At 67.5% G+C, this 19,449-nt stretch carries 19 protein-coding genes; 8 read left to right on the forward strand and 11 right to left on the reverse strand.

What is annotated here, in order from left to right; genetic code table 11:
- Nucleotides 1-8: 8 nt before the first annotated feature.
- A complete protein-coding gene (locus GPX89_RS07940; protein ID WP_157386559.1) occupies nucleotides 9-902 on the reverse strand; it encodes a haloalkane dehalogenase in 894 nt (297 codons plus the stop codon).
- A gap of 114 nt (nucleotides 903-1,016) precedes the next feature.
- Here GPX89_RS07940 and GPX89_RS07945 point away from each other — a divergent pair, with 114 nt between their 5' ends.
- A complete protein-coding gene (locus tag GPX89_RS07945; protein WP_198347297.1) occupies nucleotides 1,017-1,619 on the forward strand; it encodes a TetR/AcrR family transcriptional regulator in 603 nt (200 codons plus the stop codon).
- Nucleotides 1,620-1,708: 89 nt separating this feature from the next.
- Here the strand turns inward: GPX89_RS07945 and GPX89_RS07950 are convergent, their stop codons facing one another.
- The 8 genes from GPX89_RS07950 to GPX89_RS07985 form a co-directional block, all read right to left on the reverse strand.
- Nucleotides 1,709-2,434, reverse strand: coding sequence for a haloacid dehalogenase type II (locus GPX89_RS07950; protein WP_157386561.1), 726 nt, complete (start codon nucleotides 2,432-2,434; stop codon nucleotides 1,709-1,711).
- A 23-nt stretch (nucleotides 2,435-2,457) separates the two neighbouring features.
- Nucleotides 2,458-4,161 carry a CocE/NonD family hydrolase gene (locus GPX89_RS07955; protein WP_235946695.1) on the reverse strand — a complete coding sequence of 568 codons (1,704 nt, stop codon included), beginning with the start codon at nucleotides 4,159-4,161 and terminating at the stop codon, nucleotides 2,458-2,460.
- An 88-nt stretch (nucleotides 4,162-4,249) separates the two neighbouring features.
- A complete protein-coding gene (locus tag GPX89_RS07960) occupies nucleotides 4,250-5,527 on the reverse strand; it encodes an NADH:flavin oxidoreductase/NADH oxidase family protein (RefSeq protein ID WP_157386562.1) in 1,278 nt (425 codons plus the stop codon).
- Nucleotides 5,528-5,643: 116 nt separating this feature from the next.
- Complete coding sequence (locus GPX89_RS07965) at nucleotides 5,644-6,438, reverse strand: SDR family NAD(P)-dependent oxidoreductase (protein ID WP_157386563.1); 795 nt, start codon at nucleotides 6,436-6,438, stop codon at nucleotides 5,644-5,646.
- 69 nt (nucleotides 6,439-6,507) lie between these two features.
- A complete protein-coding gene (locus GPX89_RS07970; RefSeq protein WP_157386564.1) occupies nucleotides 6,508-6,936 on the reverse strand; it encodes a hypothetical protein in 429 nt (142 codons plus the stop codon).
- 75 nt (nucleotides 6,937-7,011) lie between these two features.
- Entirely contained in the window at nucleotides 7,012-7,458 is a 447-nt protein-coding gene (locus GPX89_RS07975; protein WP_157386565.1) for an SRPBCC family protein, read from the reverse strand.
- Nucleotides 7,459-7,498: 40 nt separating this feature from the next.
- The gene (locus tag GPX89_RS07980; RefSeq protein WP_157386566.1) at nucleotides 7,499-8,386 is read right to left on the reverse strand and encodes an oxygenase MpaB family protein; all 888 of its coding nucleotides are present in this window, start codon (nucleotides 8,384-8,386) and stop codon (nucleotides 7,499-7,501) included.
- A gap of 40 nt (nucleotides 8,387-8,426) precedes the next feature.
- Nucleotides 8,427-9,704: an NADH:flavin oxidoreductase/NADH oxidase family protein gene (locus GPX89_RS07985; RefSeq protein ID WP_157386567.1), complete on the reverse strand. Its 1,278-nt coding sequence runs from the start codon at nucleotides 9,702-9,704 to the stop codon at nucleotides 8,427-8,429.
- Between the two features lie 107 nt (nucleotides 9,705-9,811).
- On the opposite strand from GPX89_RS07985, the gene GPX89_RS07990 reads away from it, so the two are divergent.
- From GPX89_RS07990 to GPX89_RS08000, 3 genes are all read left to right on the forward strand, one after another.
- A complete protein-coding gene (locus GPX89_RS07990) occupies nucleotides 9,812-10,405 on the forward strand; it encodes a TetR/AcrR family transcriptional regulator (RefSeq protein ID WP_157386568.1) in 594 nt (197 codons plus the stop codon).
- A gap of 263 nt (nucleotides 10,406-10,668) precedes the next feature.
- The gene (locus tag GPX89_RS07995) at nucleotides 10,669-11,967 is read left to right on the forward strand and encodes a cytochrome P450 (protein WP_157386569.1); all 1,299 of its coding nucleotides are present in this window, start codon (nucleotides 10,669-10,671) and stop codon (nucleotides 11,965-11,967) included.
- A gap of 161 nt (nucleotides 11,968-12,128) precedes the next feature.
- Nucleotides 12,129-13,151 carry an alcohol dehydrogenase gene (locus GPX89_RS08000; RefSeq protein WP_157386570.1) on the forward strand — a complete coding sequence of 341 codons (1,023 nt, stop codon included), beginning with the start codon at nucleotides 12,129-12,131 and terminating at the stop codon, nucleotides 13,149-13,151.
- Nucleotides 13,152-13,382: 231 nt separating this feature from the next.
- On the opposite strand, the gene GPX89_RS08005 is transcribed toward GPX89_RS08000, so the two are convergent.
- Nucleotides 13,383-13,976 carry a TetR/AcrR family transcriptional regulator gene (locus GPX89_RS08005; protein ID WP_157386571.1) on the reverse strand — a complete coding sequence of 198 codons (594 nt, stop codon included), beginning with the start codon at nucleotides 13,974-13,976 and terminating at the stop codon, nucleotides 13,383-13,385.
- A 92-nt stretch (nucleotides 13,977-14,068) separates the two neighbouring features.
- Here GPX89_RS08005 and GPX89_RS08010 point away from each other — a divergent pair, with 92 nt between their 5' ends.
- The 4 genes from GPX89_RS08010 (at nucleotide 14,069) to GPX89_RS08025 (ending at nucleotide 18,317) form a co-directional block, all read left to right on the forward strand.
- Entirely contained in the window at nucleotides 14,069-15,412 is a 1,344-nt protein-coding gene (locus GPX89_RS08010) for an alpha/beta hydrolase family protein (protein ID WP_235946696.1), read from the forward strand.
- Nucleotides 15,409-16,362: a fumarylacetoacetate hydrolase family protein gene (locus GPX89_RS08015; protein ID WP_157386572.1), complete on the forward strand. Its 954-nt coding sequence runs from the start codon at nucleotides 15,409-15,411 to the stop codon at nucleotides 16,360-16,362. The genes GPX89_RS08010 and GPX89_RS08015 overlap by 4 nt, the downstream gene beginning before the upstream one ends.
- Nucleotides 16,363-16,372: 10 nt before the next feature.
- Nucleotides 16,373-17,110 (forward strand): MBL fold metallo-hydrolase, encoded by a 738-nt coding sequence (locus GPX89_RS08020; RefSeq protein WP_328601596.1) that lies wholly within the window; start codon nucleotides 16,373-16,375, stop codon nucleotides 17,108-17,110.
- Nucleotides 17,111-17,189: 79 nt separating this feature from the next.
- A complete protein-coding gene (locus tag GPX89_RS08025; RefSeq protein ID WP_157386573.1) occupies nucleotides 17,190-18,317 on the forward strand; it encodes an MCE family protein in 1,128 nt (375 codons plus the stop codon).
- A gap of 73 nt (nucleotides 18,318-18,390) precedes the next feature.
- Here the strand turns inward: GPX89_RS08025 and GPX89_RS08030 are convergent, their stop codons facing one another.
- Nucleotides 18,391-19,392, reverse strand: coding sequence for a tyrosine-protein phosphatase (locus GPX89_RS08030; protein ID WP_235946697.1), 1,002 nt, complete (start codon nucleotides 19,390-19,392; stop codon nucleotides 18,391-18,393).
- Nucleotides 19,393-19,449: the final 57 nt, after the last annotated feature.

Consider the following 19,449-nt stretch of genomic DNA (forward strand, 5'->3'; position numbering starts at 1 on the left):
CTGAGCGGCTAGTGGGTGTGGAAGTACTCAAGTGCGGCGGCGGCGATCGTGTCGCCGTGCTCCTGGGTGAAGTGCCCGGCGTCGAGGAGCATCAGCGGTGGTGGGCAGCCGTTGATCAGTGCGGCCAGCGACTGCATCACGGCGGGGCCGAGGACCGGATCACGGTGTCCGACCGCCATGAAGGTCGGACCGTTCCACCGTGCGCTCCAGAATTCCGCGGCCTCGCGGCTCACCGGCACTCCGGGCATGTCGGGCTCGGTCATCACCAACTGCGGGAAGCGCCGCACCCCGGCCTTGAACGTCTTGTCGGGAAACGGTGCGTCGTAGGCGCGGGCCTCGGCATCGGTCAAGCGCGGCTCGGAGCGGGCGATCAACCGCCCGACCGCCAGGTCGTCGGTCGATGCGGCATAGGCGCGCCACGCGTCGAATCCCGGCCCGGGGCTGCGGCCGACGGCCAAGCCGGTGTTCATCAGCAGCAGCCGCGTGATGCGCGGGGTGATCGACGGCTCCACGGGCAGGGTGAGGCCGAGCAGCCCGCCCCAGTCCTGTACGACGAGAGTGATCCGCTGTAGATCCAGTCGGCCGATGAACTCGATGAGGCTGTCGCGGTGGAAATCGAAGGTGTAGGCCGCGTCGTCGGCGGGTTTGTCGGAACGACCGAACCCGAAGAAGTCGGGGGCGACCACCCGGGCGCCGGATGCGGTGAAGACCGGAATCATCTTGCGGTACAAGAAACTCCACGTCGGCTCACCGTGTAGACACAGGAAGGTGTGCTCGGCGTCGGCGGGTCCCTCGTCGATATAGGCCATGCGCAGCCCGCCGATGTCGACGTAGTGCGGCTGGTAGGGGAAATCGGGCAGATCGGCGAATCGCTCGTCGGGTGTCCGCAGAATGACGGCCATAGGAGGTCGAGCCCCTTTCACGCATCTTGGAACAATCATTTCAAGATTGATGCGGCGGCGATGGGTTGTCAAGAGTTATCTTGGAATCGTCGTTCCATGAAGGGAGAATGCGGCGTGGCCGATATCAAGCATTTCGATCCGGACCGGGCGCTCGCGCAGGTCGAGCGGTTGTTCTGGGAGAACGGCGCCGCGGCGACGTCGATTCAGGACGTCTCGAGTTCCACCGGGCTCAATCGGTCCAGCCTGTATGCCACTTTCGGGGACAAGCGTGAGCTGTACCGCGCGGCACTGCGCCGCTACCTCGACCGTCGGGCCCTGCCCGCGTTCGAGGCGCTCGCCGCCGACGGGCGTGGTCTGCCGGGTGTTCGGGACTTCTTCAGCGCGCTCATCGACTACCGGAGCTCCGGTAAATACGCGGGCTGGGGGTGTCTGGTCGTGAACGCGCACGGCGGGACCGAGCGCGACGATCCCGAGGTGTCCGCGGCGCTGGACGAGCATCACGCGCGGCTGCGCGACGCGTTTCGCCGGGCGTTGGCGGTCGCCGAGGACGCCGGGCAGCTGCGGCCGGGGACCTCGCTGGACGCCAGCGCCGAAATGCTGGCCATGCTGGCGTACGGAATCAACGTGCGGTCGCGTGCCGGGGCCTCGGCCGATGTGCTGCACGAGGTCGCCGCCGCGTCGATCGGACTGCTCGCGGCGCCCGAAGCGCAGCTCTGACCACCGCCCGCCGCCCGGATGTGAGCCTGCCCGATCGGATCTCACGGTCCTGTCGGCCGCGGAATCCGAACGGGCACGCGGTCCATGGCTCAGCAGCCCAGTTGTTGTGCCAGGTCGATGAACGAGGTGACGGCCAGATCGCTGGTCGTGTCGTCCGCGCGGTCGGCGTTGCGGTGTGGTCCCTTTTCTTGTGGGCGTTCGAGGAAGGCGGTGCGCAGACCCGCGCCGCGTGCACCGTCGATGTCCCAGCCGTGCGCCGCCACCATCAGTATTCGCGCCGGGTCCATGTCCAGCAGAGTCGCGGCGCCACGGTAGGTCTGGAGTGCGGGCTTGTAGGTGCGCATCATGTCCGCGGACAGAATGCAGTCGAAGGGCAGACCTGTCGTCTTCATCAGGCGGGTCTGCATGGCGAGACCGCCGTTGGACAGGGTGGCGACCACATAGCGTCCGCGCAGACGCGCCAGTCCTTCCGCGGCATCCGGCCAGGCCGGCAGCCGATGCCAGGCGCGCACCAGACGTTCGCGCGCGTCGTTGCCGACCAGCCGGTCCACGCCGTGCCCGTCGAGTAGCCGATCCAACGATTCCCGGTGCAGCACATCGAGATTGGCGAAGGGGCGGGCGCCGGACTCCACCTGCTCCAGGGCGGGCAGATACATCGCTCGCCAGTCGTCGGCGAAGGTGGCGGTGTCGAGATCGACGCCGAGCGGGCCGAAGACCTCGGCGGCGGTGTCGCGGACTCCGCTGTACCAATCCACGGTGGTGCCGAAGACGTCGCACGCGACGACGTCGATCGATTCCGGGTCGAATGCCGACATGTGCTGGCTTCCTTTCGCTGTGGTCATGCTCGGGTTTCGGGCACGAGGAGGAGGTTGTCGTGGTCCGGGCCGAAGTGCAGGCTCGTCGTTCCGGCGAAGCGCTCGGCGGGGCGATCATTGGGATCGGTGTGCAGGAACAGCGAGATCTGTAGGGGGTGCTGACCATCGCGGGTGAAATCCGAGCCCGCGATCGTGAGTGCGAGACGATACCCGGCGGGCAGATGCATACCGGTCGGCCAGATCTCGACGTCGACGGTGTACACCTCGCCCGACCGCACCTCGAGTGCGCCGGTGTGCGGATGCCAGGGCCGCCACGGCAGCGAGCGTTCGGGATCGAGCGCGCGCTGCGACAGCCGCAGCCATCCGCTCGACAGCGGCTGCGCCGAGGCGGCGGAGCCGACGACGGTGACCTCCGTGCCGTCGGGACGCAGCGCCCGCACCGTCACCACCAGATCGGCGTCGGCCGCGGTGGTCGACACCTGTAGTCGGGCGGCCAGCGGACCGACGAGGTCCACCGCTTGCTCGAGCGGCGCGGTGGTGAAGGTAACACCGGCCCCGTCCGGGTCGAAGTCGAGCCTGCCTGCGGGCGAGGAGCTTTCGGCCAGGCCGCCGTCGGCGTGCAGGTGCAGCGGAGACCAGGTCGTCGTGGCGGGCGGCCACAGCTGTGCGGTTCGCTCGGAGAGCGCGCCGTCGGGATCGGGCAGGCTCATCGTGATGCGGGGGGTGTCGGTGAACCTGTTGTCCTCGCCCTTGAGGAAATGGTCGAAGAACCGCAGGAGCAGGGCGACGCTGCGCGGCAGGTAGAACCATTCCTCGTGGCGGCCGGGGTGGATCTCCAGCCATTTGTCGGCCGAGCCCGCCCCGGCGAAGCCTTCGAAGTTGCCGCGATTGTGCATGCCCTGGCCGAACCAGTTGGCCGCCGAGAGCACCGGCACCGTGATCTTCGACAGATCCGGGGTGCGGGCCCGATGCCAGGCGTCGTCGAAGGGATGCTCGCGCAGGGCGGGCAGGGGGTCGGTGCGCCGCGCCGCCAGCTGCTGCTCGGTGAGGGTCTCGGCGCCGGTGGCCGGCGCCGCGGTCCAGGGGTTGATCGGCCCGTTGTCGCCGAGGCCGTGCTGATTCGACAGGACCTGTAGGGGATACCAGAGCTCGTAGAAGACATTCGACAGGATGCCGCCGTGACGGCTCATGTCCCGGTAGCTGTCCACCGCCCCTTCCCAGGGGCAGATCGCCGCCAGATGCGGCGGTTGCAGGGCGGCCACCCGCCACTGGTTGATCGCGTAGTACGAGATCCCGCACAGGCCGACCTTGCCGCTCGACCACGGCTGGACACCGGCCCATTCGATCGCCTCGTAGAAGTCGCGGGTCTCCTGTTCGGAGAAGATCTCCAGATGTCCCGGCGACGCGCCGCTGCCTCGTGAATCCACGCGCACCACCGCGTAGCCCGCCGCGGTCCAGACCTGCGGATCGACCGTCTCGTAGGTCAGGTACTCACACGGTGAGTGCTCCAGGATCTCGGGGTGCTCGGCGACCAACGCCAGCCACCGCGAGGCATATGGTTCGTCCTGGAACCGGCGGCCCTTGCCGTAGGGACCCATCGTCATGATCACCGGCACCTGCCCGACGGTCTCGGGCAGGTACACATCAGCGCACAGGCTGATGCCGTCGGCCATGGGGATCGCGAGATCGAACCCGATCCGCATGCCACCCCGATGCTCGAACTTCATTCGGTTTCTCCGTGTCTGCCTTCGCGGGCCGAGCGCCCGCGCTGTGCCCAATTCCGTTGCACCCAAATCCGTTGTGCCTGCCGTGGTTTCACGGCACCGCCCTGGCCGCCGCGTTGGTGGCGCCGTGCGAGCGGGCTCGGGTGTTCATCCACGACCGATACCGCGCCAGCGCCCGCCGGTCCCCGAGCTGGTCGCGCACCAGCGCCGGGATCGGTCCGATACCCGGGCGCGGCTCGCCGCCGCGAGCCACCCGCTGTATCTGGTAGCGCACCATCGCCATCCCGGCGGCGAAAGCGATCGTCTTGTGCGGCAGGGTGACCGGCTTCAATTCCGCTGTGGCTCCGTCGTTTTCACGCCAGCGGCGGGGAAGCTCGGGGTTCAGCGCCATGGCGGTGCCGATTCCGGCCACGGCGACACCGGCGTCGATCACCTGTCGCGCGGTCTCTCGGCGTCTGATGCCGCCGGTCAACATCAGCGGCAGCGGACTGGTGGCGACCAGTTCGGTGGCCAGATCCAGGAAGTAGGCTTCGCGCGCCCGGGTGCGGCCGTCGGCGGCCCGGCCTGCCATGGCAGGGCTTTCGAAGCTGCCGCCGGACAGTTCGACGAAGTCCACACCCAACGGTGCGAGCATGTCGATCACCCTGGCGGCGTCCTCGGCGTCGAAGCCGCCCCGCTGGAAGTCCGCGGAATTGAGTTTCACCGCGACCGCGAACCCTGGCGACACCGCCGCGTGCACGGCACGCACCACCTCGAGCAGCAGCCGCGCACGGTTGGCTAGTGGGCCGCCCCACTCGTCGGTGCGGGTGTTGACCAGCGGGGACAGAAACTGTGACAGCAGATAGCCGTGCGCGGCGTGGATTTCCACGCCATCGAACCCGGCCTCCTCGGCGCGGGCCGCCGTCACCGCGAAACGTGCGATGGTGGCCTCGATTTGCGCGGTGGTCATCGCGACGGGTTTGCCGATTCGGCTCGAGAACATGCCCAGATCGACCGCGGCATCGGAGGGACCCCAGACGACACCGGGCTGATTGGCGGGAATCTGACGGCCCGGATGACCGATCTGCATCACCATCACGGCCCCGGCTGCCTTGCCCGCTCGAGCCCATGCGGTGAACGGCTCGAGCGGTGAATCGGCATCGAGCACCACACATCCGGGGGCGACCAGCGCCTCGGCATGGATCATGACGTTACCGGTGATCAGCAGACCGGCGCCGCTCGCGCCCCAGCGCCGGTACAGCGTGGCCAGCCGCTCGTCCGGTTGCTGCCCGTAGGCGCCCAGCCCTTCGTCCATCGCCGCCTTGGCGATGCGGTTGGGCAAGACCGAGCCCGACCGCAGCGTCAGGGGAGAGAACAGATCACTCGACATGGATGCCATCACCTACCCTCAGTAAAGCAGAATAATTTGCTTTAGCGAGCGTAGGTGGTCGGGTGATGTGATGGCAAGGAGCGACACGTGTCCGATCCTCGTCGACGCCTGCGGGCTCAGCGCATGTCGAGATCGCGCATCCCACTGGCGAGGTCGTGCATGACCTTCGCGCCGAGCCGGCGTTGGACGTGCATCGCGAAATGCGGAACGGCCAGCCCGAACGCCGAGCTCGCCCGCAACGCGGCCGAGGCGACGTCGATCTCGGCGATGTCGTGTTCGACCGCCCGCACAACCGCTGCCGCGACATCGCCCGGGGAGCGTGTTCCGGCGCCGACCGGCGCGGTCGCGCCCGCTTTGGCGAACATTCCGGCGTCTCGGATGAAACCGGGGTAGACGCTCGACACTCCGACACCTCGACCGCGCATGTCTTCACGCAGGGCGAGCGCGAAGCCGCGCAGGCCGAATTTCGTGGCGTTGTAGATCGATGCCTGCCCGGAGGCGACCTTGCCCGAGAGGGAATTGACGAAGACCAGATGCCCGCGGCCGCGTGCGAGCATCTGCTCACCTGCCAGCCTCGCGAGCAGCATCGGTGCACGCAGGTTGACGTTGAGCGCACGATCGATCTGCTCGGGCGTGAACTCGTAGAGATCACCGATGCCGGGCAGCGCGGCATTGGCGACGACCACGTCCAGATCGCCGACCTCGGCGAGCAAGCCCTCGACCGCGTGGTCGGCCGACAGGTCGGCGGTCACCATCTCGGCGTGGACGCTGCGTGCGATCGGTTCGAGGGCGTCGGCGCGTCGCCCGGAGGCGATGACACTCGCCCCCTGCGCCGCGCAGGCGGCGACGATGGCCTCGCCGATCCCTCCGGTCGCGCCCGTCACCAGCACTCGGGCGCCATTGAGTTTCATTTGTGGGTGGACCTTTCCGGAAATGCGAAGGGACGAAACGGTTACGGGTGTGGACGGGAGCGGCGGCCGTCAGACCCACACGCGCGTGAGGGCGGTGATGAGCGCGGAGGCGGCGAACACCACCAGCGCCGCGAGAATGACCAGCCCCGTCGCGGTCGTCAGGTGGCGCCATTCACTGAGCAACAGGACCAGCGCGATCAGGACCAGCAACCCGTCGAGGGCTACCTCGACGAGCAGGGTGGATTCGTCGCTGAACAATTTCCGGGCCGCTGCGATGGTCCCGATACCGTGGCCGATGAGCACGACACCGACAGCGCTCAGCGTCGCGGTGACCAGACGATCGCCCGGTACCAGACCTTCGACCAGGAAGTACATCGGGAGCAAGCCGTACACGATCTGCACGATCCCCAGACCGCGGATCACGGACTCGGCACGCATCAAGCGGGTGCCGGCGTGGCCCGAGTCGAACGGATCGGTGTGCGCAATGGTGGTGTGCATGGTTCTCACCTTCGATGTGGGGGAGTGGGTTCCTTCGCGGTGTGGGAATGGCCCGGGCTGTCGGGAGACGCCCGGTCAGTGCTGCTCGGCGACGGGGGTGTTCGCGAGGGCCTTGCGGGCGCCGTCGAACATGGTGGTGATGAGCCGGTCGAGGACCAGCTTCAGGACCGGTCCCGGCACCCGCAGGCGGGGCTCGGATTCGATGCGGTAGACGACCTGGGTGCCGCTCGGCGCGTCGGCGAAGGTGATGGTGCCGACATGCCGCCTCACCGGTAGGCCCGCGACGACCTGGTAGACCATCTTGCGGCCGGGGACCAGTTCGATGGTCTCCTCGGTGGGGCCGAGGCCGGCAAGTCCCAGGTGGTAGCGGGCTCCGACACCCGAGGGGCTGTCCGCACCGGGTCGCACGAGCGAGACACGTACGGGCAGAACCGAATCGAGGCCGTCGCGTTCGCGGAACAGTTTGTAGACCACATCGCGTGGGGCGGGCAGGACGGTTTCGACCGTCGTAGTGGCGAGCATCGCGAGATGTCCTTTCGAATCGTTTGGGGCGTACGGACTTTCACGCGTCGACGTGACGGGGTCCGCCCCGTCGGAGGCGGCGCAGCCGCGGCACGAGCCTGAGCTGGGCGGTCATCAGCGCGCGCAAACCACGGCGCACGACCACAACGACGACCGCCGGGGGCTTGCGCTCCCCGACCGCCCACAGCGCCCGGTCGGGGAGCAGTGAGAGCACGATGGAGCGCCCGAGCGGATGCAGCGGTCGCGGCAACCATCGGTTGTCGAACTGCTCGATCAGCGCTTCCGCGCAGCGGTAACCTGCCTCGGTCGGCCGATACCACTGCGGGTCGGCCTCGTAGACGTCCAGCGCCCGCTGCATGCCGGCCCAGGAGTCGGGCATATCGCGCACACGCATCTGCTCGCCGATCGCGTACCAGTGCGCGACCTGGGCGGCCTTCTCCTCCTCGGTGAAGATGTCGAGCCCCAGGACCTGGAAGATCTCGTCGAAGAGCACGGTGAACAGCGCGATGGCGTGCACGAAGGTCTCATTGGACATCGAGTACGACTGCCCGAAGTGGTCGTGCATCCGCACGACCTTGGCGATATCGGCACGACCGTGCTCGCTGTGGGCGCCGTGGGTCATCCAGTCGAGGAAGTAGTTCGTGGTGTCATCGGCGCGGCGATCGCCGTGACGGTGGATCTTGCCCTTGCCCGCCCGGTCCACAGCGTCGGCGCCCTCGACCGAACCGGAGATCCGCATGAATCCCACGGCATAGATGAGGTTGTTGAGCATCGCCGCGCCCATCGGCGGCGTGACGCGCGACCGGATAGCGGTCAGGACGGCGACGGCGTCAGCCGCGTCGGGCGCCGACGTGGGCGGGTTGCTGGGCCGATCGGCGGTGTCGATGCCGCGCGGCGAGGACTGATTCGTGCGGGTCTGACTTGACATGACTGCTCCGGGAGACGAATTGCGTGGGCGGATCGGTGGATCACCGAATGGGACGGACCGGCGCGACGGTGGCGTCGCGCGCCCCGGCTCTCGACTTCATCCACGACCGGTAGCGCCGTGCCGACCGCTGGTCTCCGATCTGGTCGCGCAGTAGCGCGAAGACCGGCCCGGCGCTCATCCGCGGATCCTTGCCGTCGGCCATGCGGTGGATCTGGTAGCGGGCCAACGACAATTCCGTGGCCATGGCCAATGTCTTGTTCGGCCAGTTCACCGGCTGAAGGGTCCCGCTCGCCTCGAGGTTCTCGCGCCAGCGATTCGGCAGGTCGGGGGTGAGGGTGAACGCGGTGCCCATGCCGACGACCTCGACGCCGCTGGCGACGACTCGATCGGCGGTCTCCTGGCGGGTGATGCCTCCGGTGAGCATCAACGGCAGCGGGCTGCCGACGGCCAGTTCGGCGGCCAGATCCAGGAAGTAGGCCTCGCGGGCACGGGTGCGGCTGTCGGCGCGGCGCCCCGACATCGCGGGGCTCTCGAAACTTCCTCCGGACAACTCGACCAGGTCCACGCCCGCCGGCGCGAGCAGGTCGATCACCTTCCGGGCGTCGTCGGCATCGAAGCCGCCACGCTGGAAGTCGGCGGAGTTGAGTTTCACCGCGACGATGAATTCCGGTGAGACGGCCTCGCGCACGGCGTGCACCACCTCCAGCAGCAGCCGGGCCCGGTTCTCGAGCGACCCGCCCCATTCGTCGGAGCGGTTGTTGACCAGCGGAGACAAGAACTGCGACAACAGGTATCCGTGCGCGGCATGGATTTCCACGCCGTCGAATCCGGCCTGTTGCGCCCGCAAGGCGGTGGTCGCGAATCGCTCGATGGTGGCGCTGATCTGTGCGGCATCCATCGCCACCGGCTTGCCGATCCTGCTGCTGAGCGCGCCGATATCGACCGGCAGGTCCGACGGGCCCCAGACGACGCCGGGCAGGTTGGCCGGGGCCTGGCGGCCGGGATGGCTGATCTGCATGAGGAGCGTCGCACCGGCGGCCTTGCCCGCCTGCGCCCACGCGGCGAAGGGCTCCAAGGGGGAATCGGCGTCGAACACGACGCAGCCCGGTGTAACCAGCGCCTCGGCGTGCACCATGACATTGCCGGTGATCAGCAGACCGGCGCCGCCGGCGCCCCAGCGCCGGTACAGCGCCACCATCCGTTCGTCGGGCAGCTGCCCGTAGGCCGCCAGACCCTCGTCCATCGCCGCCTTGGCGATCCGGTTGCGCAGCACCCGGCCGGATCGCAGCCGCAATGGGGAGAACAAGACACTCGACATCCGGGACCTCCTGGTAACCACTGAATGTATACGGCGTTCACATAATGTGGGCGTCGTTAACATTAGCGATGCATGTAAACGGCGTCAACACTTGTTAGATTTGAGCCATGTCACGTGCCCGCACGCCCTACCATCACGGCGATCTACCGGCCGCGCTGGTGCGCGCGGCCATCGAACTGCTCGAAGAGGGCGGGTCCAACGAACTGTCGTTGCGGGCCGCCGCGCGCCGCGCCGGTGTATCGATCGCCGCGCCCTATCGCCACTTCGCCGACCGCCAGGCCCTGCTCTCGGCTGTTGCGGCGGTCGGCTACCGGGAGCTGGCGGCGCATCTGATCGGCGCGCACCCCGCGCCGGAGACCGTCGAGGACCTGGCTGCCATCGCGGTCGCCTACGTGCAATTCGCGATGCAACGGCCGGGCTTGTTCCGGGTCATGTTCGTCGAGCCGACCGACCCCGACAGTCCCGATCAGGTTGCCGCCGTCGACGCGATCCACGAATACCTGCGATACATCGTCGGGCATGCGTTTCCCGACCTCGATCCCGATGATGGGGCCAAGGCGATGTGGTCGGTGGCGCACGGTCTGGCGTTCCTGCATCTCGACAACAAGCTCGATGCCTCGTCGCCTGAGATCGTGGCCGATACGGTCCGCCGGGTCGTGCGCGCCACACTCGCCGCATCCGGCCGAGACCTGTCGGCCTGAAGTCACCCCGCGCCCGGTCGTGCGAAAGCCGCTGTCTCTCAACCTGTCTCACTCTCAGTGTTGACGGCGTTCACATATGGTGGCTAATGTGAACGCCGCACACATTATGTGAACGACGCAAACATCCGGCGGCCGTGGCTCGAGCGGGATGGCAAGCGACGGATCTCCTGGCGAGGTCGGGCCAGTGGCCTTCCCGGACGGCATCGCGGTCCCGGCGTCCCTACCGTCTCGAGCGCACGGCCCACGGTGGGACGGAGCGAGCGATGAAGCCGCAGTTTTGGTTGCGATGGCTGTTGATGCAGGGCACTCCGCGGTTGGCTCTGAAAAGCCTTGCCCGGCGGGGAGATCCGCTCGCACAGCTGCTCTGCACGCCGCAGGGCATGCACGATCCTTATCCGCTGATCGAGTCCGTGCGCGCGCAGGGGCCGATGGTGCGCGGTCCGTTGGGGTGGAGCACCGCCGATTACGAACTGTGCCGGATGATCCTGCGCGACAACACGTTCAGGGTGCGGGCGGCCGAAGGGTTCGTGCCGCGGCCGCTGCGTTCGCTGGCCGGGGCGGCGGTGTTGCCGCCCAACCCGGTGGACCCGCCGTCCATGCTGGTGATGAATCCTCCCGAGCACACGCGGCTGCGTCGGCCGGTGGCGTCGGCGTTCACTCCGCGCGCCGTCAAGCGCCTGCACGATCGGGTCGTATCGGTGACGGCCGAGCTACTGGACCGATTGTCGCGCAGCGACTCCGCCGATCTGGCCGCTTCGTTCGCCGCTCAGGTGCCGATCGCGATCATCTCCGAAATGCTCGGATTCCCCGACGAGGATCGGGACACCTTCCTGGGCTGGGGCGAGCAGTTCTCTCCCATGCTCGACATCGGATTGTCCTGGCGCGCAACAAGTCAGGCGATCTCCGCGATTATGGAGTGGGATCACTACCTCGACACCCACCTGGCCAGGCTGCGCAGCTGCCCCGGCGACGACATCCTCTCCGGCTTGGTCGAAGCCGGCCAACTCGACGACCACGAGCTGAAGGCGACCGCCAGCTTGCTACTGGGCGCGGGCTTCGAGACCACGGTCAATCTGATAGGCAATGGCATCGTGGCCTTGCTCGAACACCCCGACCAGCTGGCCCGTCTGCACGCCGAACCCGACCTGTGGCCCAATGCGGTCGAAGAGATCCTCCGGTTCGACGCACCGGTGCAGCGGTCGGCGCGCATCGCCTCTGCCGACCTCGACATCGGCGGGGTCCAGGTGCGGGAGGGCAGCACGGTGGTGCTGCTGCTGGCCGGGGCGAACCGTGACCCCGCGGTGTTCGGCAATCCCGAGGTTTTCGACGTCGGCCGCGTCAATGCCCGCGATCACCTGACGTTCTCGACCGGAATCCACGCCTGCCTCGGCGCCAGCCTGGCACGCATGGAAGCCACGTACGCGCTGCGGGCATTGTTCGAGCAGTTCCCCGATCTACAGCTCGCAGGCCCGCCGCACCGCACTCCGATGTTCACCCTGCACGGCTTCGATCACATGCCTGCTCGACTGGGCACTCGCCAACTGCAGCCCGCCACGACCTGAGACCACTCCCCGGCGGCTGGCCACCCCCGAATCCGGTCAGCCGCACCGGCCGTGACCCGATCTCCCACAGCGTCGGGTCACGGCCGGGTCATGTCCGTCCATCTCCACCTTTTCCCGAGCATATCGGGTGATGCCCTCACCGTCGCGAACGAAGGACAGCCATGTCTGCAACCATCCGAGCAGTACAGATTGCCGCAATCAACGGCCCGCTCAGTCTCACCGGTCTCCCCGTCGCCGAACCTGGCCCCGGGCAGGTCCGCGTCACGGTGGAGGCGTGTGCCATCTGCCACACCGATTACAACGTGGTGCGCGGCGACTTCGGTGCCGTGCCCTTCCCCCTGACCCCCGGCCACGAGATCGCCGGCCGCATCGACGCGGTGGGTTCGGACGTCGAGGACTGGGCGCCCGGCGACCGAGTCGCCGTCGGCTGGTTCGGCGGCAACTGCGGGCGGTGCGTGCCCTGCCGGGAAGGCGATCCGATCAGCTGTGCCGACGCACAGGTCCCGGGTATCTCCTACCAAGGCGGGTACGCCGAGGCGCTGGTCGTGCCGGTGAGCGCACTCGCACGCATTCCCGACGGCCTGTCCGCGGTGGACGCCGCCCCCATGGGCTGCGCCGGGGTAACCGTTTTCAATGCACTGCGCCGCAGCTCTGCTCGCCCGGGAGACCTGGTCGCCGTCCTCGGGATCGGCGGCCTGGGCCATCTGGCCATCCAGTTCGCCACCAAGATGGGTTTCGCCACCGTCGCGATCGCGCGCGGCGCGGACAAGGAGATCCTCGCCAAGGAACTCGGTGCCGACCACTACATCGACAGCACCGCACGCGACGTCGCCCACGCTCTGCAATCCCTGGGCGGCGCGAAGGTCGTGCTGGCGACCGTCACCGAACCCTCGGCCATGAGCCCGGCGATCGACGGGCTGCGGACCCGCGGCGAATTCGTCGTCGTCGGCGCGTCCCCGCAGCGGCTGGAAATCAGCCCCTACCAACTCATCGCAGGCCAGAAGACGCTGCGAGGCCACGCCGCGGGCACGTCCCGCGACATCGAGGAGACCCTGCGCTTCGCGGTGCAGTCCGGGATACGCGCGAGGTCCGAACTCGTACCCCTGCACGACGCTCCCGCAGCGTTCGCCAAGATGCTGGCCGGACGCGCCCGTTTCCGTGTGGTGCTCACCACCGGTCGGTAGGGTCCTCACCCGGTCCGACAACGATTCCGCAGGCGTCGCCCGGCGCACGTCGTCACCCCGTGGCGCGGTGGTGAAATCGCCACAGGCGCAACCGGATCGGACGGCCGTGTCCGATCTCTGTTCGACCGGTGCGCGGCCCGCGGCAATTTCGAGGCGCTCACCCTTGGCCTGTGTCATCCCGTGCGGCACGCCCGCACCGATCGTCGAGATGACCCCTCGACGGGTGTCGGGTCAGGATCGGACGGCGCGGATCACGCGATTGACGTGCTGGTCGACGAACCTCGCATCGCAGTGTTCACGGGTGAGCAAGTGGCGGAAGTGGATCGGCGCCACCAGCAGTTCGATGACGACCCGGGCATCGGTGCCGGGCGGCACTTCGCCGCGGGCGATCGCGCGGGTGATGATCTCCTCGTTCGCGTGATATCGCGTGTTCCAGAAGCTGTCGCGCGCTTCGGCGATCTCTTCGGAGTCGGTGACGAAGGCCAGTGCCTTGGCGACGCCCTGCCCCAGCGGGGTGTCCAGGTAGTCGATGAGCTGGAAGGCGAGTTCGCTCAGGTCGCCGTAGAGCGAACCGGTGTCGGGTAGCGGCACGGTGCGCTCGCTCACCGAGAGCATCACGTCGAGGATCAGATTCTCCCGGGTACCCCAGCGTCGATAGATGGAGCTGTCGCGGATGCCCGCGCGCCGGCTGACATCGGGGATGCCGACCTTCTCGACACCGTGCTCGAACACGGCCTCGAGTACCGCTCGGTGCACTGCTTCCCGCACTCGAGCCGCACGACCGCCGGGTCGCCGCTGCGGCTCGGCCTTCTCAACTCCGGTCATGCCGAAATTCTAAAGCAGAATTCCTTGCCTTTGCGGCCGCCCCCGGCCTACGCTCGCTAAAGCAGAAGTTTCAGCGATTTGGAGGTTGGACGATGCCGATGCCGGAAATGGCGAAACGCGTCATGGTCACCGCGTGCGCGATCACCCGCACCACCGAACGCGCCACCCACAGGTTCGGCGTCACCCCGTTTCTGCCTAAGCTGCACGCCGACCGGTTCACCCATCTCGGCGGCATGCCCGAGGATCAATTCCGGCTCCAGATGGCCGGGTGCCGCTCCTTCGAGGACACCCACTGGAGCACCTATTGGGGCAGCTTCGCCAGCGAGTATCTGGCACGCGCGGACGAAGCACTGGCGAAGCTGGGCGGGCCGAGCACCCAACGGTTGCTCGATCCCACCGCTACGACCGATCTGCGGGCGCTGGGCGATCTCCTCGCCCCCGCGGTGACACTGCTGGCCGACCGCGGGACGGTCGCCGATCCCCTTGCCGCACAGCGGTTCTGCGCCCAGCATCCGGAGTCCGCCGACGCGGCGGTAGCGCTGGACGCATTGATCAAAGCGCTGGTGTACGAATTCCATGCGGGCTGGCCGGGCTGGAGCCCGGGCCGATTGCGCGCCTACGAACGCTCCTATCGGCTGTGCGAGATCCTGGTCACCGCGCTGGCACCGGCGATGGGTGTCACGGTCGAAGCCGTCGAGATCCCGGTCGGGAATTCCGATCGGGTGCGCGGCCTTCTGATGCTGCCCGCCACCGCCGCGGCGCCGGTGCCCACGGTGCTGGTCACCAACGGGCTCGAAGGCACCATCGCCGAGGCCCTGCTTCCGCTGCTGGCACAACGTGATTCGGGCCTCGGCACTTTCGTGATGGAGATGCCCGGCACCTACTCCTACCGCGAGCCGATGTCGGACGCGTCGCAGGCGGTGTACTCGAAGGTCATCGATTTCCTGGCCGCCGATGCGCGCATCGATGCCGACCGGCTGGGCATGATGGGGTTCAGCTTCGGCGCCTACTGGTCCGCACGGATGGCCGCGGTCGAACCCCGGTTGAAGGTCGCGGTCGCCAACGGTGTTCTGACCGATCACAGCTTCGGCGGATCCAGCTCCATCGGGAAGCCCGAGATCCTGATTTCGACGTTCCGCCAGACCCTCGGCGCCAACAGCCCCCTGGATCTCTCGCGCAAACTCGCGAATCTCTCCCTCGCCGACCGATACCGCGACATCGAGATCCCGATCCTGGTCGTCAACGGCGCCAACGACAGTCTGGCCAGCCCGCAGGACTCCATCGATCTCGCCGCCGGTGCCGTGCGCGGGCAACTCGCCCTGTACGCGGACGACGACCACTGCGCCATGGGACATGCCGTGTTGTGGGAGGAGCTCTCGACCCAGTTCCTGCGCCAGCATCTGCTGCCCGCCGCGACCGCGGCGGTGACCGTATGAACGAATCCGTTGTTTTCGCGCCCCGTTGGCGGCGCGGCCTCAACCGTGCCCAAGGACGCATCGACCTCTACGTCGACACCGGTGAAGGGTGGACGATCGTGGAGGAATCGGTGCCCGCCGCCGACGCCTTCCCGGTGCCGCGAGCCTTCACCGCCGAGTTCGAACTCGCGCGCTACGACGCCCTGGGACTCGGCGACGGCGCCGCGGTGCTGCCCTTCTGTCCGGCTTCTTTCCGCGACTTCATGGTCTTCGAGAAACACGCCGTCGATGCCGCGCGCGGTCTAGCCCGCCGCTTCGTTCCCGCGGGCTATCGGATCGGGCACGCCTACGAAATCGCCACCCGCCGTACCTTTCCGGGCTTCCGGCCGAACGCGCTGTGGTACCGCGAGCCGATCTACTACATGTCCAACGCGCTGACCATCGTCCCGTCCGGGGTCCCGATTCCGTTCCCGCCCTACAGCCGCGCACTGGATTTCGAACTCGAACTCGGTGTCGTGCTCGGCGCACCGCTCGAGAACGCCACGCTCGAGCAGGCCGCGGCCGCGATTGCGGCGGTGGTGGTCGTCAACGACTTCTCCGCCCGCGACGTGCAGTGGGCGGAGATGCGCTCCGGCTTCGGACCGCAACGCTCCAAGCACTTCACCACCTCGATGTCGGCGACGGCCGTGGCGGGGACGGCCGTCGCCGACCGGCTCGACCGCCTCACCGCCACCGTGGCGATCAACGGAACCACGGTCTCGCGCACCGGAACTCACGGCATGCGCTACTCGCTGGCCGAGGCGATCGCGCACGTCTCCCGGGGTGAGCGGCTCTACCCCGGCGAACTGTTGTCCACCGGCACCCTGCCCGGTGGCAGCGGCATGGAGCTGGGCCGCTGGCTGGCGCCCGGCGACGAGCTGCGCCTGGAAATCGACGGCGTCGGCGTCATCCAACACCGAATCCAGCAGTGAGGACGGCCCTGTGAAGATCGATCAGGTCTCCGACTCCGTCTACGTGGTCGCCGGAACGAACGTGAACTGGGCGCTGATCGGCGACGGCGGCGGTGTCACTCTCATCGATGCCGGTTATCCCTGCGACACCGAGGACGTCGTGAGCTCGATCAGCCAAATCGGCTATCAGCTCACCGATCTGGCGGCGGTGCTGGTCACCCACGCCCACCTCGACCACATCGGGGCCATCCCCGCCCTCGTCGAGCGGGCGGGCGTGCCCGTCTACACCGGGGCCGAAGAAGTCCGCCACGCCAAACGCGATTACCTGCAACAGATCACGCCCACCGACATGTTCAAACAGCTCGCCACCGCGCCCGGCCGCCGATGGGTCATTCACACCGCGCGAGCGGTCGCGGGCCACGTCAACATGACCGTGCCGACCGCCGCCGCCGTCGACGACGACACGCTCGCGGGGCTGCCCGGGGCGCTGCTCGCGATACCGGCTCCCGGGCACACATCCGGTCACACGGCGTATCTGATGCCGTCGGAGGGAGTCCTGTTCTCCGGCGACGCGCTGGTCACCGGACATCCGCTCCTGCCTGAGACCGGCCCCCAGTTGCTTCCCCAGGTCTTCAACCACGATGAGTCCGAGACCTTGGACACGGCTCTGCGACTGGCGGGGCGGTCCTTCCGCGTCCTGGTCCCCGGTCACGGGCTGCCTGCCCGCAATGAACCGACCCCCTTGTCACAGCTGTTCCGGCGGCCGTGAAACCGCCTGGTGCCGTGACGATCCCGCCGTGACCGCACCCGGTCCTCACCGCACATCGTGCCCACGAAAGACACAGCCCATGAGCCTCGATCGCCGGACCGAACCGACCATCCGCAGATCTGCCTCCACGACCCGCCGGGCACTCCTCACGGCCTTGCTCACAACCACCGCGCTACTCGTCGGCGGCTGCTCGGCGTTTACCAACCCGATCGCCGGTACTCAGCATTTCACCGCCGACTTCCTCAGTGTGGCGGGCATTTTCGAGGGCAACCCGATCACCGTGCTCGGCCTCGAAGTCGGCAAGGTCGACAAGATCGTCCCGAAGGGTGAATACGTCGAGGTCCACATGAGCGTCGAGCACAGCGTACAGATACCCAAAACCGTACAGGCGGCATTGATCTCGCCGTCCATCGTGACCGACCGCCACATCGAGCTCACCCCGCGCTACACCGGCGGCGATACACTGCCCGACGGCGCGCACCTGACCACCCGGCAGACCAAGACCCCGGTCGAACTGGACACCATGCTCAAAACCATCGACAGCTTCGCCGCCTCGCTCAAACCCCAAGAGGGACAAGATGGTCTGGGTCCCCTGTCGGGCCGGGTCCTGTATCCGATGATGAACGGCAACGGCGAGAAGATGCGCGATGTGCTCAATGCCCTCTCGGGTGCGCTGAAGACCGGCGTCGACAACAAGGACGCCATCTCCACCATCATCATCAAGCTCAACGAGCTGACCAGCATGCTCGCCGACAATGACGATTCGGTGCGCGACTTCAGCAACAAGATGACCCAGATGAGCGGGCTTCTGGCCGATCAGGCCCCGGGCCTGCAGGCCACGCTGGATCAGCTCAATGCCTTCCTGACCAACACCAGTGGCGCGTTCTCGCAGTACTCCGATCAGCTGAACGGCACCCTCACCGGATTGACCGCGGTCACCAACCAGCTGCGCGCCAATGCGGCCGGGGTCACCGAGACCGTCGACCTGCTCCCGCTGACCATGCAGAACCTCGACCGCGCGGTCGACCGGCAGGGCCGGTTCGCGCGCGAACACTTCAGCTTTGGCGCCTCGGTAGCCGACGGTGAGATCGTCAGCCTGTTCTGCGAGCGCATCCAGATGAAATCCGACGGCTGCCGGACCGGCAAGATGGAAGACTTCGGTCCCGATTTCGGGCTTATGGCAGCGGTACTCGGAATGACGAAATAGCAGGTCCCGCTGACGATCCCGCACTGCCGAACATCGGCTCGATGGCGGTTGCGAACCGGCGTCGAAAACGATGCTACTGCAACATCTTTGCGCGTAGCGCCGCGATGTCGGCGTCGGTCAGGTGAAGTCCCTCGTGAACGTAATTGGCGAAGCTGCCGTACGTCTGCTGGACCTGGTCGAAGGCGTCGTCGAGTAGATCCATCGACACGGTGTCGGGATTGTCGTGGTAGTAGTTCGACAGCAGGTAGTCGTAGGTCACCGTGCTGCGATCGACACCCAGGATGGTCAGGATCACCGCCGACGTCCAACCGGTCCGGTCCTGGCCACTCGTGCAGTGGTACAGCACGGCACCATCAGCAGTTTCGATGATGTCGTGAATCACATCGGCGAACCGCCGGCCGGCGCCGGGCGAAGTGACGAATTCGCGATACTCGCCGGCGCTGGCCTGCCCGCCCGCGAACTGCCCGAGTAGTTGCTGCGGCGACCCGAGGCCGAGTAATTCTTGCGGTGACATCGAACCGAGGATGTCGTCAGAATTCTCCACCGCGCCGACAGGCACCCGATCAGGCTGCATCATCCGCTCGGGCTGGCTGCGCAGGTCATCGATGATCCGCAGGTTGTCGCTGGTCAGCGTTGTGAGATCGGCGTCGGTTGCCTTGCCCAGGTCGCCGCTGCGAACTATCAGCCCGGTGCGCACCTCGTGGTCGTCCATGGTGCGGTAACCGCCCAGATCGCGGGCATTGAGCACTCCCTGCAGGCTGAGCGAGCGGGCAGTGGTGTCCAACACTACCGAGTTGGTCGGGGCAGGTGGCTGGACTGCGGCGGGTGTTGGTGCCACCACGGGAACCGGGTCGGCTGGAGCGACAGCCGTCGTCGGTACCAGGGCGAGGACAGTACTGGCCGCGAGTGCGGCGCCGATTCGATTGCGTTGGTGGATCATGACAAGCACTCCCATCAACTCGGCGGCATCCAAGGGGGTGGTCGCGCAGCCGCATCCCGCAGGTAGTTCTCTTCTACCCCAAACGATCGTGCTGGCGATGGCTTGATGGAGATGACGCGGCGGCCTGATATCCATGAGAAGCCGTGGACGGACCCCCGGATGGTGCTCTGGGCCGATCGCCTCACCCGGATC

Origin of the sequence: Nocardia terrae, from assembly GCF_009760405.1 — a bacterium.
Lineage (GTDB): Bacteria > Actinomycetota > Actinomycetes > Mycobacteriales > Mycobacteriaceae > Nocardia > Nocardia terrae.

What these genes read in the sequence shown, in the direction of transcription:
- GPX89_RS07940 (WP_157386559.1), bottom strand. Translation starts at nt 902, where the DNA reads ATGGCCGTCATTCTGCGGACACCCGACGAGCGATTCGCCGATCTGCCC.
- GPX89_RS07950 (WP_157386561.1), bottom strand. Translation starts at nt 2,434, where the DNA reads ATGTCGGCATTCGACCCGGAATCGATCGACGTCGTCGCGTGCGACGTC.
- GPX89_RS07955 (WP_235946695.1), bottom strand. Translation starts at nt 4,161, where the DNA reads ATGAAGTTCGAGCATCGGGGTGGCATGCGGATCGGGTTCGATCTCGCG.
- GPX89_RS07960 (WP_157386562.1), bottom strand. Translation starts at nt 5,527, where the DNA reads ATGTCGAGTGATCTGTTCTCTCCCCTGACGCTGCGGTCGGGCTCGGTC.
- GPX89_RS07965 (WP_157386563.1), bottom strand. Translation starts at nt 6,438, where the DNA reads ATGAAACTCAATGGCGCCCGAGTGCTGGTGACGGGCGCGACCGGAGGG.
- GPX89_RS07970 (WP_157386564.1), bottom strand. Translation starts at nt 6,936, where the DNA reads ATGCACACCACCATTGCGCACACCGATCCGTTCGACTCGGGCCACGCC.
- GPX89_RS07975 (WP_157386565.1), bottom strand. Translation starts at nt 7,458, where the DNA reads ATGCTCGCCACTACGACGGTCGAAACCGTCCTGCCCGCCCCACGCGAT.
- GPX89_RS07980 (WP_157386566.1), bottom strand. Translation starts at nt 8,386, where the DNA reads ATGTCAAGTCAGACCCGCACGAATCAGTCCTCGCCGCGCGGCATCGAC.
- GPX89_RS07985 (WP_157386567.1), bottom strand. Translation starts at nt 9,704, where the DNA reads ATGTCGAGTGTCTTGTTCTCCCCATTGCGGCTGCGATCCGGCCGGGTG.
- GPX89_RS07990 (WP_157386568.1), top strand. Translation starts at nt 9,812, where the DNA reads ATGTCACGTGCCCGCACGCCCTACCATCACGGCGATCTACCGGCCGCG.
- GPX89_RS07995 (WP_157386569.1), top strand. Translation starts at nt 10,669, where the DNA reads ATGAAGCCGCAGTTTTGGTTGCGATGGCTGTTGATGCAGGGCACTCCG.
- GPX89_RS08000 (WP_157386570.1), top strand. Translation starts at nt 12,129, where the DNA reads ATGTCTGCAACCATCCGAGCAGTACAGATTGCCGCAATCAACGGCCCG.
- GPX89_RS08005 (WP_157386571.1), bottom strand. Translation starts at nt 13,976, where the DNA reads ATGACCGGAGTTGAGAAGGCCGAGCCGCAGCGGCGACCCGGCGGTCGT.
- GPX89_RS08010 (WP_235946696.1), top strand. Translation starts at nt 14,069, where the DNA reads ATGCCGATGCCGGAAATGGCGAAACGCGTCATGGTCACCGCGTGCGCG.
- GPX89_RS08015 (WP_157386572.1), top strand. Translation starts at nt 15,409, where the DNA reads ATGAACGAATCCGTTGTTTTCGCGCCCCGTTGGCGGCGCGGCCTCAAC.
- GPX89_RS08025 (WP_157386573.1), top strand. Translation starts at nt 17,190, where the DNA reads ATGAGCCTCGATCGCCGGACCGAACCGACCATCCGCAGATCTGCCTCC.
- GPX89_RS08030 (WP_235946697.1), bottom strand. Translation starts at nt 19,392, where the DNA reads ATGGATATCAGGCCGCCGCGTCATCTCCATCAAGCCATCGCCAGCACG.